Origin of the sequence: Pseudomonas sp. Z8(2022) (genome assembly GCF_025837155.1) — a bacterium.
Classification (GTDB): Bacteria; Pseudomonadota; Gammaproteobacteria; order Pseudomonadales; family Pseudomonadaceae; genus Aquipseudomonas.
The window spans coordinates 1268264-1282624 of sequence record NZ_CP107549.1 but is presented as its reverse complement, the minus strand read 5'-3'; the positions used below and the strand labels follow the sequence as shown (position 1 = coordinate 1282624).

At 65.0% G+C, this 14361-nt stretch carries 8 protein-coding genes; 2 read left to right on the top strand and 6 right to left on the bottom strand.

The features are described from left to right. Positions 1-60: 60 nt before the first annotated feature. Complete coding sequence (gene pap / locus OEG79_RS06100; protein WP_264147902.1) at positions 61-1548, bottom strand: polyphosphate:AMP phosphotransferase; 1488 nt, start codon at positions 1546-1548, stop codon at positions 61-63. Positions 1549-1751: 203 nt separating this feature from the next. Between pap and mnmC the strand changes: the two genes are divergently transcribed. Further along, positions 1752-3713 (top strand): bifunctional tRNA (5-methylaminomethyl-2-thiouridine)(34)-methyltransferase MnmD/FAD-dependent 5-carboxymethylaminomethyl-2-thiouridine(34) oxidoreductase MnmC, encoded by a 1962-nt coding sequence (gene mnmC / locus OEG79_RS06095; RefSeq protein WP_264147901.1) that lies wholly within the window; start codon positions 1752-1754, stop codon positions 3711-3713. 21 nt (positions 3714-3734) lie between these two features. Here the strand turns inward: mnmC and OEG79_RS06090 are convergent, their stop codons facing one another. Continuing rightward, positions 3735-4628: a DMT family transporter gene (locus tag OEG79_RS06090; protein WP_264147900.1), complete on the bottom strand. Its 894-nt coding sequence runs from the start codon at positions 4626-4628 to the stop codon at positions 3735-3737. A gap of 149 nt (positions 4629-4777) precedes the next feature. Between OEG79_RS06090 and OEG79_RS06085 the strand changes: the two genes are divergently transcribed. After that, on the top strand, positions 4778-6691 hold the full coding sequence (locus OEG79_RS06085; protein WP_264147899.1) for a DEAD/DEAH box helicase: 1914 nt from the start codon (positions 4778-4780) through the stop codon (positions 6689-6691). Positions 6692-6918: 227 nt separating this feature from the next. Here OEG79_RS06085 and OEG79_RS06080 read toward each other — a convergent pair whose 3' ends face one another. The 4 genes from OEG79_RS06080 to bglX all read right to left on the bottom strand — a co-directional run bounded on the left by OEG79_RS06080 (position 6919) and on the right by bglX (position 14239). Next, positions 6919-7449: a cytochrome b gene (locus OEG79_RS06080; RefSeq protein ID WP_264147898.1), complete on the bottom strand. Its 531-nt coding sequence runs from the start codon at positions 7447-7449 to the stop codon at positions 6919-6921. Between the two features lie 189 nt (positions 7450-7638). Continuing rightward, entirely contained in the window at positions 7639-10179 is a 2541-nt protein-coding gene (gene mdoH, locus OEG79_RS06075) for a glucans biosynthesis glucosyltransferase MdoH (protein ID WP_264147897.1), read from the bottom strand. Then, a complete protein-coding gene (locus tag OEG79_RS06070) occupies positions 10172-11707 on the bottom strand; it encodes a glucan biosynthesis protein G (RefSeq protein ID WP_264148681.1) in 1536 nt (511 codons plus the stop codon). Before OEG79_RS06070 ends, mdoH begins: the two co-directional genes overlap by 8 nt. Positions 11708-11944: 237 nt before the next feature. Beyond that, positions 11945-14239: a beta-glucosidase BglX gene (bglX, locus tag OEG79_RS06065; RefSeq protein ID WP_264147896.1), complete on the bottom strand. Its 2295-nt coding sequence runs from the start codon at positions 14237-14239 to the stop codon at positions 11945-11947. Positions 14240-14361 lie beyond the last annotated feature (122 nt).

The window sequence follows — 14361 nt, the reverse complement described above, 5'->3', positions numbered from 1 at the left end:
CAGACCCCGTTGTAACCTGTGAGAGCGGCTGAACGGCATGCGCTTTAGCCGCGACAAGCTTCAATCCCTGGCGAACGCCGCCTCGATGGCGTCATTGATGGTGCGCAGCACCTTGACCCGGGCGAAGCGCTTGTCATTGGCCTCTACCAGCGTCCAGGGCGCGATCTCGGTGCTGGTGCGGTCGACCATGTCGCCCACCGCATCGGCGTAGTCGTCCCACTTGTCGCGGTTGCGCCAGTCCTCCTCGGTGATCTTGAAGCGCTTGAACGGGATCTGCTCGCGTTCCTTGAAACGCTTCAGCTGGGTTTTCTGGTCGATGGCCAGCCAGAACTTCAGCAGAATCACCCCGGCGTTGGTCAGTTGTTCCTCGAAATCGTTGATCTCGCCGTAGGCGCGCAGCCAGTCGGCCTGACTGCAGAAGCTCTCGACCCGCTCCACCAGCACGCGGCCGTACCAGCTGCGGTCGAAGATGGTGAAATGTCCACGCGCCGGGATATGCCGCCAGAAGCGCCAGAGATAGGGCTGTGCGCGTTCTTCCTCGGTCGGCGCCGCCACCGGCACGATGCGGTACTGGCGCGGGTCGAGCGCACCGGTCACGCGGCGGATGGCGCCGCCCTTGCCAGCGGCGTCGTTGCCTTCGAACACGGCAATCAATGCGTGCTTGCGCATGCGCTTGTCGCGCATCAGGCCGGACAAACGCGCCTGCTCGGCGGCCAGTTGTTCCTTGTAGTCGTCCTTGCCCAGGGCCTGGGTCATATCCAGGCTGGCCAGCAGGCCGCGGTTTTCCAGGCTGGACGCCAGCGGCGCCGCGTGCGGCTGAATCTGGCTGCGCTGCGGGTTGGCCAATGCTGCCTGCAAACCTTCGAGCAGGATGCGCCCGACGGTGAGGCTGCGGTAATAGTGGTCGACACCCTCGACCACGTACCAGGGTGCATAGTCGCGGCTGGTGCGGCGCAGCACGCGCTCGCCGTAGCGCACGAACTTGTCGTAGGTCTTCGACTGCTGCCAGTCCAGTGGGCTGATGCGCCAGCTGTGCAGCGGGTCGTCCCTGAGCGCTTCCAGGCGCGCCTTCATGTGCTTCCTGGACAGGTGGAACCAGAACTTGAAGATCAGCGCACCCTCATCGCAGAGCATGCGTTCCAGACGCTCGGCGCCGTCGATGGCCTGGTCTAGCACGGCATCCTTGAACTTGCCGTGCACGCGGCCCTGCAGCATCTGGCTGTACCAGTTGCCGAAGAAGATGCCCATGCGTCCCTTGGGCGGCAGTTGGCGCCAATAGCGCCAGGCCGGTGGCCGCGCCAGCTCTTCATCGGTCTGGATATCGAAGGTGCTGACCTGGATCAGCCGAGGGTCCATCCACTCGTTGAGCAGCTTGACCGTCTCGCCCTTGCCGGCACCCTCGACGCCGTTGATCAGCACGATGACCGGGAAGCGCGCCTGCTGTTTGAGCTCGTACTGCGCCTCCAGCAAGGCTTCGCGCAACGCCGGTACTTCGGCCTCGAACGTGGCCTTGTCGATACTGCGGCCGATCTCGGCGGATTCGAACATGCAACGACCTCCCTGCAATGGTCATCAGAGACTAATTGATGGAACGCCACTTTGCCTGACGGCGACTGGCTGCGGGTTGACCTGCGCCGGGAAAAGCACACAGGCGAGGAAGGCAAGACAAGGCGAAAACGATCCGAGATTGCCAACGCAGACAGTTTGCAAAGGCCTGCTAGAATCGCCGCCTGTTTTATCGGGGGCCCATCATGTCCGACGTTCACAACGCCCAGCTCGACTGGGACGAGCACGGCCAGCCGCTGTCGCGCAGCTACGGCGATGTGTACTTCTCCCGCGCCAACGGCCTGGAGGAGACCCGTCACGTCTTCCTTGCCCACAACCGCATCATCGAACGCTGCCAGGCACTGCCGGCTGGCGGACGCCTGATCATCGGCGAAACCGGCTTCGGCACCGGGCTGAACTTTCTCTGTGCCTGGCAGGCCTTCGCCGAACATGCCCCGCAGGATGCGCGGCTGCATTTCGTCAGCGTGGAGAAATTCCCGCTGACCCAGGCGGATCTGCAACGCGCCCTGGCCCTGTGGCCGGAACTGGCGCCCTACGCCGGGCAACTGCTGGCGCAGTACCGCGCCATCCATCCCGGCTTCCAGCGCCTGTTGCTCGACGGCGGGCGTGTTGTGCTGACGCTGATGGTCGGCGACGTGCTCGAATGCCTGCCGCAACTGGACGCCAGGGTCGATGCCTGGTTCCTCGACGGCTTCGCCCCGTCGAAGAACCCGGAAATGTGGACAGACGCCCTGTTCACGGAACTGGCAAGACTGTCGGCACCCGGCGCCACACTGGCCACCTTCACCAGCGCCGGTTTCGTCCGTCGCGGGCTGATCGCGGCGGGCTTCGCCATGGTCCGGGTCAAGGGCTTCGGCCACAAGCGCGAGATGCTGGCCGGCCCTTTCCAGGCGCAGCAGATGCAGCGTGCGGTGCCCTGGTTCGCCCGCCCCGCATTGCCTACCGGCGAACGCCAGGCCGTGGTGATCGGCGCCGGCCTGGCCGGTTGTGCCACCGCCGCCAGCCTGGCCGCACGCGGCTGGCGCGTGACCCTGCTGGAGCGCCACGACGATGTCGCCCGCGAGGCATCGGGCAACCCCCAGGGCGTGCTCTACCTCAAGCTGTCGGCCCACGGCACCGCGCTGTCGCGGCTGATCGTCGCCGGTTTCGGCCATACCCGTCGTCTGCTCGAGCGCCTGCAACGCGGCATCGACTGGGATGCCTGCGGCGTGCTGCAACTGGCCTTCGATGCCAAGGAAGCCGAGCGTCAGAGCAAACTGGCTGCGGCCTTCCCAAGCGACCTGCTGCATGCGCTGAGCCAGGACGAAGCCGAGCAGCTTGCCGGTATCGGCCTGCCCGCCGGCGGCCTGTTCTACCCGGATGCCGGCTGGGTGCATCCACCGGCGCTGTGCCGGCAACTGGTACAGCATCCGCTGATCGAACTGCGCCCCTATCAGGAGGCGTTGAGCCTGAGCCGTCAGGATGGCCGCTGGCGCGTGGCCGGGGAGAACGCAACGCTGGCCGAGGCCCCGGTACTGGTACTGGCCTGCGCCGCAGAAATCTCCCGCCTGCTGGCGGAGGCGAACCTGCCGCTGAAGCGCATCCGCGGGCAGATCAGCCGCCTGCCGGCCAGTGCGGCCAGCAGCGCGCTGCGCACCGTGGTCTGCGCCGAAGGTTACGTCGCCCCGCCGCGCGGCGGCGAACACACGCTGGGCGCCAGCTTCGACTTCCATAGCGCTGATCTGACGCCCAGCGTCGCCGAGCATGCAGGCAATCTGGAGCTGCTGCGGGAAATCTCCCTTGATCTGGCCGAACGCCTGGATGCGCAGACGCTCGACCCGGCGACACTGCAAGGTCGCGCGGCGTTTCGCTGCACCAGCCCGGACTACCTGCCGCTGGTCGGCCCGCTGGCCGAGCAGCAGGCGTTCAACGAGGCCTACGCCGTACTGGCCAGGGACGCCCGGCAGATCCCGGAAACACCCTGCCCCTGGCTGCCCGGCCTGTACATCAACAGCGGCCATGGCTCACGCGGGCTGATCACCGCTCCGCTATCGGGCGAATTGATCGCTGCCTGGCTGGAAAACGAGCCACTGCCGGTGCCACGCGATGTGGCCGACGCCAGCCATCCCAACCGCTTCATGCTGCGCACGCTGATTCGCAGGAGTTGATCGAAGGGCGCGCGGGCGCTCCTAGGCCTGCGCCTCGGTAAGCACCGGCTTGGGTTTGCGAAACACCAGCACGTTACCCAGCATGACCAGGCCCAGACCGAGTAACGCCGGAACCGTCCACCGGTACCCCTCGAGAAATACCGAGATGTTCAGCGCCACCACCGGGAACAACACCGTGCAGTAGGCGGCGCGCTCCGGCCCCATGCGTCCGACCAGGGTCAGGTAGGCGGTAAAGCCGATCACCGAGCCGGGAATCGCCAGGTACAGCAGCGAGCCGACATAGCGTGCGCTCCACTCGAAGGTGAACGGCGTGCCGCTGACCAGGCAGATGCCCACCAGCATCAGCGCGCCGTAAAGCATGCCCCAGGCATTGGTGGTCAGCGGTTTGAGCCCGGCCTTCTGCTGCAGGCTGGAGAGCATGTTGCCCGCAGAAAAGAACAGCGTGCCGCACAGCGCCAGGCCGATACCCAGCAGGCTTTCGCGGCTGGTCTCGTGCCCGGCCAGTTCCGGCCAGAACAGCAGGCCAAGGCCGGCCAGCCCCAGCGCACCACCGAACAGCACGTTGGGCGCGATGCGCTGCCTGAAGAACAGCCGCGCATTGATCGCGTTCCACAGCGTGGCGGTGGAGAAGATCACCGCGATCAGGCCACTGGGGATCCACTGGCTGGCGGTGTAGAAGCACAGGAAGTTGAGGCAGAACAGGCACAGCCCCTGCACCAGACAGATGCCCTGGCCACGGCGGTCCAGCGGCTGCAGACGGCCGCTGAACCAGAGCATGGCGAACAGCACCAGCGAAGCCAGGGCGAAACGGTAGGCGATGGAGGCGGCGACGGCCACCTCGCCCATCTGCAGCTTGATGGCGATCCAGGTCGTGCCCCAGATCAGTACGGTCAACAGGTAAAGCGACAGGTTCATCGAGAATCTCCCAGGACTGAGCACAGTCTGGAACCGCCACGCGCCACGCGCTTGCACAAAGTTGCGCATTTATCAAAGCGCCATCCTTGCCTGCCATCGCGCCCCAGGGCTTATCATTCCGGCTTTGCCAGCCAGGTCATCACCACCGCATGCTTTCCGCCGTCGCGCGCTACAGACAACTGCTCTCCAGCGCCCTCGCCCGTTACTTCCCCCGTACCACCGCCTACCTGCGCGCCGAGCGCGAAGCTGCGCAACCGCGCAAGCCCGCACGCAAGCAGAGCAAGAAGAAGTCCACCACCAACAAGAAAGCCGGCAGCCGCAATGCCGCCAGCAGCAAGCCTGGCCCCGCAGGCATCTACCCCGCCACCCGGCTGAAGATCGAAGACGCCCAGGTGCAGGCCATGCGCGAGCGCGTGACTCAGGCGGTGAATGCCGGGCTGATCGGCGCCCCGTCGGACGAACAGTGGGCGATGATTCTCTGCCGCGCACCGCTGGCGCGCATCTTCGCCGGTGCCGGCTCGGGCAAGTCAAGCACCCTGGTGCTGCGGGTGGTGTTCCTGCTCTGCCACCTGGAGGTCGAGCCGAAACGCCTGACGGTGATCTCCTTCACCAACGCATCCTGCCACGAGCTGCGCGAGCGCCTGCAACGCCTGCTCGACTTCTGGCGCTACCCGCATGATGCGCGCCAGTGCGTGCGCACCTTCCACGCAGCCATGGCGACGCTGGCCAAGGAAAGCCTGGGCAACCCGCGCTGGTTCGAGCAACTGGACGACCCCGGCGACGAGCCGGACAACCCGCTCGCTGGCGGGCGCCTGCGCCCCGCGCAGCAGCGTCTGCTCAAGCAGGCCTACCAGAACGCCTATGCCGACGATGCGCGCTTTCGCGCCCTGACACACCGCCTGCTCAAGCTGCCGGCGCCTGAGGAGCCGCCACAGGGCAGGACCAGGGCGCCACTGGACGTCTGCAAGCTGCCCGGTGAATTCGCCGCCCTGCCGCTGTTCGAGCTGCTGCACGGGCAGATCGACTTCGCCGAAAGCCTGGGGATTCGTCTCGACCGTGTCGATGTAAAAGCGCTGAACTGCGCAACGCGCGAACGGGACTTCATCGAGGCCATGCAGCGCTTCCACCAGCATTTCAGCGCGCTGCTGCACAATCAGGGTTTGATGAGTTTCAATGGCGCGTTCGCACAGCTGAGCGAGCGACTGAGCAGCGAAGATGGCAAACCCGGCCCCGCCCTGCTCGCCCTGAGCCACCTGCTGATCGACGAATTCCAGGACATCTCGCCGCAGATCGTGCTGTGGCTGCAGGCCGTGCACCGCCGTCTGCACGCTGCGGGCGAGCGCATCAGCCTGATGGCCATCGGCGACGACTGGCAATCGATCTACGGCTGGCGCGGCAGCTCGCCCGAGCTGTTCATTGATTTCGACCGCCACTTCCCCAGCCGTGGCCGCGGCAAGAGCACCACTCTGCTGCTGGGCACCAACTATCGCAGCATCGAGCCGGTGATACGTGATGCCGAAAAGGTGCTGGCCGAAGTGCACAACAAGCAGGCCAAGACCTGCGTCGCGGCCAGGGCCATGCAACCGGGCGACCATGGCGTCAGGCTGATCCAGCGCTTCGACCTGGCCAACGGCCTGCCGACGCTGCTCAAGGAGATCACCGCCCAGTGCCAGCACGTCAGCCAGCGCCCTAATGCGGACCGCACCGCCGTGCTGCTGCTCAGCCGACGCAACGAGCCGCTGCAGCAGGTGCGAGCGCAACTGGACAAGACGTTGCCGGTCAAGGCCCTGTCCATTCACCGCGCCAAGGGGCTGCAGGCCGAGGTGGCAATCATCCTCGACGACTGCCTGCCGGTGGAAAAACACCCACTGCGCAATGCGCTCTATACCCACTGTGGCTTCTTCAGCGGCAGCTACGACCAGGCCATGCAGGACGAGGCCCGGCGTCTGGCCTACGTCGCCATCACCCGCGGCGTGAGCCGGGTGCTGTGGTACACACGCAAGACCCAGGGCGCCACCCGGAGCCTGGCGGCCGGTCGGGCCGAACAGCAGCCGCCGGCCTGATACGAACAGGCACCGAGCACTTTTCTGCAGACGACAAAAAACCCGCCGAAGCGGGTTTCTTCCCAACCATCCGACATCCTGTCGGTAGCCATCTTGGCCTGGTCATCTTCCTTGAGCCTCAGCATTCCGTCGCTGCAGGGGATGTGCGTAGATTAAGGATCGAGCCGGGCCGGCGACAGTGGCGGTTGCCGCCAGGGCGTGTAAGCCTTTTGCCATACCCGGCCGATTCAGCGGCCGATCATGCGTGCCAGCACGTCCTCGTCGCCCTGGCGGCGATGGATGAACGCCATGGCCGCGTGGCCGATCACCATGAACAGCAGCAGCCAGCCCAGATTGCCATGCAGCAGGCCCGCCGGAGCGGTCATCCATTCGATCTTGCCGTTGAACCCTGGCATGACGCTCATGCCGAAGGCGACGAATTCCCGACCCGAACCGTACTGACGCAGCAAGGCAACGAACGGGATGACGAACATCAGTCCATACAGCGCCAGGTGGCCGACACGGGCCAGGGTGCTGACCGCTGCCGGCCGACGGTTTCGGCTGTACAGCGCCCAGAGCAGACGAATCACTACCAGCACCATCAGCAACAGTCCTGCTGACTTGTGGGTACTCCAGGCGAACTTGTCCAGCGCACTGTCTTCCAGCAGGGCATGGGCCAGAACGGTGACGAACTGCCATCCCAGCAAGACGGCCATGCCCCAGTGCAGCAGGCGTGTAACGGCGCCGTAGCGCTGAGCGGAGTCATGCAGACTCGACATCGTGTTTCTCTCCAATGTCATCAATGAAAACGGTATTCAGGTCGGGCAACCAAAACGCTGCGGTGCGTGCATAGACCCGAGCCAGACGCAATGGTGCCGTGCTGCTGGGGTCAGATGCAGCTGCAGATGTTAACGGGTATGTCAGAAAGACAGCACGACACGCCCCCGATGTGGGAGCGTGTCGGCAGATCAGGCATCGCGCAGTGCTTCGCGCCAGGCGCGATATTGCGTTTCCTGCCAGATCCGCGCGTGCAGACGCGCCATGCCGTCGGGGTCGTTGAGCAGACGCCAGCGGGTCGCCTCGACCTTGCCTTCAGGCCCGGCGTCGAGGATTTCCCCGATACGCTCTTCGCGCAGCGCGTCGGCGGCGGGCACCACCTTGGCGTGGCGGGCACGGGCCATCGCGCAGACCAGGGCGTTGTACAGCGGATCGACCACCGCACGCAGAAAGCCCTTGTGCAACGCATGTGAATTGTTCAACTGCTCGTACCTGGCGGTGTTGCTCAGCTCCACCGGCACCTTGTGCTCTTCCGGAATCAGGAACAGCTTGTTGCGCCGCGCCGCCAGGCCAGGCGCCGTGCGACTGGTCAGCACCGACACCGCCGGCGACAGCACCAGCGACACGACGATGGGCGCCAGCCACCAGAGGAAGTCCGGATTGAGCCAGGCCACCAGCGCCGTCCAGCCGAGGCCGATAAGCACCTGGGTACCGTGGCGACGGAAGGCTTCGCTCCAGGGCGTCGAGTCATCCACGCGCTGCGGCGAGTTCCACTGCACCGACCAGCCAAGGAAGGCGGCGGTGACGAACAGACTGTGAAACAGCATGCGCACCGGCGCCAGCAGCACCGAGCAGGACGCCTCCAGGAGCATCGACAACAGCACGCGCATGCGACCGCCATAGGCCTCCGCGCCCTTGATCCAGATCAGCAGCACACTGAGCAGCTTGGGCAGGAACAGCAGGGTCATAGTGGCGGAAAACAGGGCGACGGCCTCCTGCGGCTGCCAGCGGGGCCATAGGGGATAGAGCTGGTTGGGTTGCAGGAAGTACTCCGGCACCATCAGCGTGTGGATCGCCAGCAGACAGGTCGACAGCACCAGGAACAGCAACCATAGCGGTGCCGACAGATAGGACATGACCCCGGTGAGGAACACCACGCGGTGTACCGCGTGCATGCCGCGCACCAGGAACAGGCGGAAGTTCATCAGGTTGCCGTGGCACCAGCGGCGGTCGCGCTTGAGTTCGTCGAGCAGGTTCGGCGGCAGTTCCTCGTAACTGCCCGGCAGGTCGTAGGCGATCCATACGCCCCAGCCTGCGCGGCGCATCAACGCGGCCTCGACGAAGTCGTGGGAGAGGATCGCACCAGCGAACGAGCCGGTACCCGGCAGCGGTGCTAGGGCGCAGTGCTCGATGAAGGGTTTGACGCGGATGATCGCGTTATGGCCCCAGTAGTGCGATTCACCCAGCTGCCAGAAGTTGAGACCGGCGGTGAACAGTGGCCCGTACACGCTGGTGGCGAACTGCTGCAGACGCGCATAGAGGGTATCCATGCCCGAGGCCTTGGGTGCGGTCTGGATGATGCCGGCACCCGGGTTGGCCTCCATCAGGCGCACCAGGCGCGTCAGACACTCACCGCTCATCACGCTGTCGGCATCGAGCACCACCATGTAGCAGTAGTTGCTGCCCCAGCGCCGGCAGAAGTCGTCGATGTTGCCGCTCTTGCGCTTAACCCGGCGCCGGCGCCGACGGTAGAAGATATGGCCGAAGCCTTCCACTTCGCGGCACAGCTCCATCCAGGCCTGCTGTTCGGCCACGCAGATATCGGGGTCGTTACTGTCGCTGAGGATGAAGAAATCGAAGTGTTCGAGCTGCCCGGTGGCCTTGAGCGACTCGAACGTCGCGCGCAGGCCGGCGAACACACGCGGGACGTGCTCGTTGGCGATCGGCATCACCAGTGCGGTACGTGCCCGTGGTGAAATCGGCTCATCCCCGCAACTGCTGGCCGAAATGCTGTAGCGGTCACGCCCCTTGAGCAGCTGGAAGAACCCCATCAGTGCGGTCCAGAAGCCCATCGACACCCAGCAGAACAGCAAGGCGAACAGCGTCAGGATGCTGGTCTGCACCACATACGGCAGGATCTGCCGGGCGGACTCGCGCAGCGGCTGCTCGAACACCAGGCCCAGATCGACCAGCGACCAGCCCTGATAGGGCAGCACCGATTTCATGTACCAGGTGGCGACCACCGTCTGTACCACCATCAATACCAGCAGGGCGGCACGACGCACCGCGGCGACATGACGCCAGCGCTCTTCGGCAAAGTCCTCGCTCTCGCGCGTACGCGGGCGCGGTGCGGGCTTTTCGCCCTTCAGGCGACGCCAACCACGTTGCAGGATGTTGGTCTGCCAGGGCTCCGGCACCATGCGCGTGCGCTTGATCGGCGGCGTCGACTCGATGGTCGGACGGCCCTGATGATCCTGCACCATGCGGCAGCCACGCTCGAGTGCATCCGGCCAGCCCAGCGCCAGCCGGGCCGGCACCGAGTCGAGCATCTCGCGGGTTGCTTCGAGGGGCCCGGCCACGTTGCACTGCCGTTCTTGCAGGGCGCGGTGCAGCGCAGCGAGATCGCCACCCTCCTCTTGCAGTCGCTGGGCCAGAGCCTGCTGCTGCTCGGGATCGAGCGGCAGTTCACCCAGGTAATCCCGGATCTGTGTAGCGTCTAGGGCGTTATTCATGGGAAGGCAGCTGATAGCTCCAGGTTTCCGACACAGGCTTGCCGTCCTCGATCAGGGCGGCACGCATCTCCACCGGCTGGGCCGGGTCCTTGACCTTGACCCGCAGGGTCAGGCGCCAGCCCTTGCTCACCGGGTTGTAGCGCAGGTTGTCTTCCAGCAACTCGGCGTTGTCATCGACGCTGACCTGAGCCACAGGCGCGGCATCGGGCGAACGCTTGGCCAGTTGCTCACCGACGAAGTCGACCACCAGCGCGGTGCTGCCGTCAGCCTGACGAATCAGGTTGGCCTGCTTGATATCGCCCTCGGACAGGCGGGTCTGGCTGACCATCGCCAGTTGCGGGTCATGCAGGGCGGCATCGTCGAGGCTGAAATGCAGGCGGTAGGCCATATCCAGCGACTCGCCCGGGGCTGGCAGACTGTCCGGGCGCCACAGGGCGACGATGTTGTCGTTGGTTTCGTCCGGGGTCGGAATCTCCACCAGCTCGACATGACCGCTCCCCCAGTCGCCGACGGTTTCCACCCAGCCACTGGGACGCAGCTCATAGCGGTCGTCGAGATCCTGATACTGGTTGAAATCGCGGCCGCGCTGCATCAGACCAAAGCCGCGCGGGTTGTCGATACGGTAGCTGCTTACGTTGAGACGCTGCGGGTTGTTCAGCGGGCGCCAGATCCATTCGCCATTGCCGGCATGGATGGCCAGGCCGTCGGAGTCATGCAGTTGCGGACGATAGTTCGGGCGCGGCCAGGGCTGGTTGGCGCCGAACAGGTACATGCTGGTCAGCGGCGCGATGCCGAGCTTCTCGACGTTCTCGCGCAGGTAAACCTTCGATTGCACGTCCAGCACGCTGTCACGGCCCGGCTTGATCTCCATGCGATAGGCACCGGTGGCGCGCGGCGAGTCGAGCAGCGCATAGATCACCAGGCTGCGGCGATCCGCTTGCGGCTTCTCGATCCAGAATTCGGTGAAACGCGGAAACTCCTCACCCGACGGCAGCGCGGTGTCGATGGCCAGACCACGTGCGGACAGACCGAATACCTGACCCTTGCCGACGATGCGGAAGTAGCTGGCGCCGAGCACGCTCATCACCTCGTCATGCCGGCCATTGGCGTTGATCTCGTTGATGACCTTGAAGCCCGCGAAACCGAGGTCCTTGAGGTCATCGGGGTTCACGTTGAGGTCGCCGAAATCGAACATCGACGGGTCGTACATGATTTCCCGGGTTCCTTCGGCGGTCACTTCGTTGATCTTCACCGGCACGTCGTAATGCATGCCCTGGTGGAAGAAGTACAGCTGGAACGGCGTCTTGCCGTCGCGCCAAAGGGCTTTCTCCTCGATGAAGCGCACTTTCTGGTAATCGGCGAACGGCAGCTCGCGTAGCGGAGCCGGCAAACGGCTCTGCGCGGCCTTGTAGCTTTCCGCGGCAAGTGCCTTGGCCTTGACGGCCACATCATCCAGTTCGAAAGCCCAGCTCTGGGCAGCAAACAGCAGGGGAAGCATACAGAGGGCCATCTTGCCGGCCCTGCCCATACGGGCTCCAGAACAACGACTCATCGACACACAGCCTCCAGGGCAACACGTACTGACAGGTAGCGGCCACCGACGGGCGGCCGCTACGGAAAATTGAAATAAGGCGAAGGGTACAAAGGCGATACGAGCACATTGCAGAAAGCCGACCGGACGGTGACCTCTGCGCATCATCACCAGTTCGCGAAACCCGGCACAGGTGCTCCCGCGAGTATGTTTTCGCCTCCTCGGGCCCCGCCCTCATTGGCGAGGCAACAGTTCGAAACGCGCCTCCTGCACGCTCTCCGAATCCAGCCCCAGCTGGACACGGAAGGCACCTGGCTCGCTAACTAGTTGCAGGCTGGCGTCATAGAAACGCAGCATGGTTTCGTCGATCTCGAAGCTCAGCTCGCGCACCTCGCCTGCTTCAAGCTTGACCCTGCGAAAATCCTTGAGTTCCTTCAACGGACGGATCACCGAAGCGGCCTCGTCATGCAGATACAGCTGCACCACGGTCGCGCCAGACCTTGGCCCGGCGTTCTTCAGGGTGACGCTGACGTGAATCTTCTCGCCCGCCTTCATGCGTTCGGCAGACAACCTGGGCGCAGAGAGCTGGAAGTCGCTGTAGCTCAGGCCATAGCCGAACGGATAGAGCGGGCCGTTGGGCTCCTCGAAGTACTGCGAGGTGTAGTTGCCGGGCGTGCCGGGGGTGTAGGGGCGGCCCACGCGCAGGTGGTTGTAGTAGCTGGGAATCTGCCCCACCGAACGGGGGAAGGTGATTGGCAGCTTGCCGGAGGGATTGTGTTCACCGAACAGCACATCGGCGATGGCATGGCCGCCTTCGATGCCGCTGTACCAGGTTTCCAGCATCGCATCGGCGTTTTCCTTCTCCCAGCCGAGCGCCAGCGGCCGACCGTTCATCAGCACCAGCACCAGCGGCTTGCCGGTGGCCTTGAGCGCACGCAGCAACGCCTGCTGGCTGTCCGGCAGATCAAGGCGGGTACGGCTGGAGGACTCGTGGGACATGCTCCGCGCTTCGCCCACCGCGGCGACGATGACATCGGCCTGCGATGCCAGGCGCACGGCCTCATCCAGCATTGTCTGTGGCGTGCGCTTGTCCGGCACGACTTCCGGGCGGTCCCAGTTGAGCTGGTTGAGGTAATCGATCACGTGCACATCGTCGGTGACGTTGGCCCCCACGGCGTAGAGCAGTTTGCCCTGCCCCTCGAGCGCCGCTTCCAGGCCCTTGCGCAACGTAACTGCCTGCTCGGCCACACCGACCGCCGACCAGCTGCCGAGCATGTCCACCGGCGAGTCGGCCAGCGGACCGATCAGGGCGACGGTAGCCTTCCTGCTCAGGGGCAGCGTGTCGCCATGGTTTTCCAGCAGTACCAGGGAATCACGCGCCATGGCCCGGGCATCGGCGCGGTGCAGACGGCTTTCGGCATTGACGTCGGGCGGGTCGTCCTCGGCGCGGCCGATACGGCGGAACGGATCGTGGAACAGGCCGAGGTCGTACTTGGTGTTCAGCACATGGGTGACGGCTTCGTCCAGCACGTTCTGCGGCACCGCACCGCTGCGCACCAGCGCCGGCAGCTGCAGGTCATACAGGGAGTCGGCCATGCTCATGCCGACACCTGCGGTGACAGCCAGGCGAGCGGCCTCGCGACCATCGGCGGCCACGCCATGACGCAGAAGTTCGGTGATCGCGCCGTGGTCGCTGAGCACCACGCCCTTGAAACCCCAGTCGCGGCGCAGCAGATCACGCAACAGCCAGGTGTTGGCCGAGGCCGGTACGCCATTGATCGCGTTCAGCGCCACCATCACCCCGCCGGCACCGGCATCGATGGCGGCGCGGTAAGGCGGCAGGTAATCCTGATACATGCGCATCGGGCTCATGTCGACCACGTTGTAGTCGCGCCCGCCCTCCACCGCGCCGTACAGGGCGAAGTGCTTGACGCTGGCCATGATGCGTTGCGGATCAGCGGGATCGTCACCCTGGTAACCACGCACCATCGCCTCGGCAATGCGCGAAACCAGATAGGGGTCCTCGCCGAAGCCTTCTGAGGTACGGCCCCAGCGCGGATCGCGGGAAATATCGACGGTCGGGGCGAAGGTCATGTCGAGGCCGTCGGCACTGGCTTCGAAGGCGGCGATCCGGGCGCTGTTCTCGATGGCCGGGATGTCCCAACTCGAGGCCAGGCCCAGGCCAATGGGGAAAGTAGTGCGATGGCCGTGAATGACGTCGTAGGCGAAGAACACCGGAATGCCCAGGCGACTGCGCAGCGCCGCCTCCTGCATCGGACGGTTGTCCTGGCGCACCACCGAGTTGAAGGTGGCACCGATACGCCCCGCCGCCATCTCCTCGCGGATGCGTTCGCGCGGCATGTCGCTACCGATGCTGATCAGGCGCAACTGGCCGACTTTTTCCTCAAGGGTCATGCGCCCGAGCAGATCGGCGATGAAGGCCGACTTGTCATCGACAGGCGGAGCAGCGGCCAGCAGGCCGGGAGTGACCAGCACAGAGGCGAGAGCGAACCGGCGCAGGAATTTCATCGGGAGGGGCATCCGGGATGCGGGTGAGTGTTCCAGCGAACGCCACGATACTCCGAGTATTCACACTGCGCGTGGGTCGCAATAAAAAAATTCGGGCACCAGCCAAAGGTGCTCCAGAGATT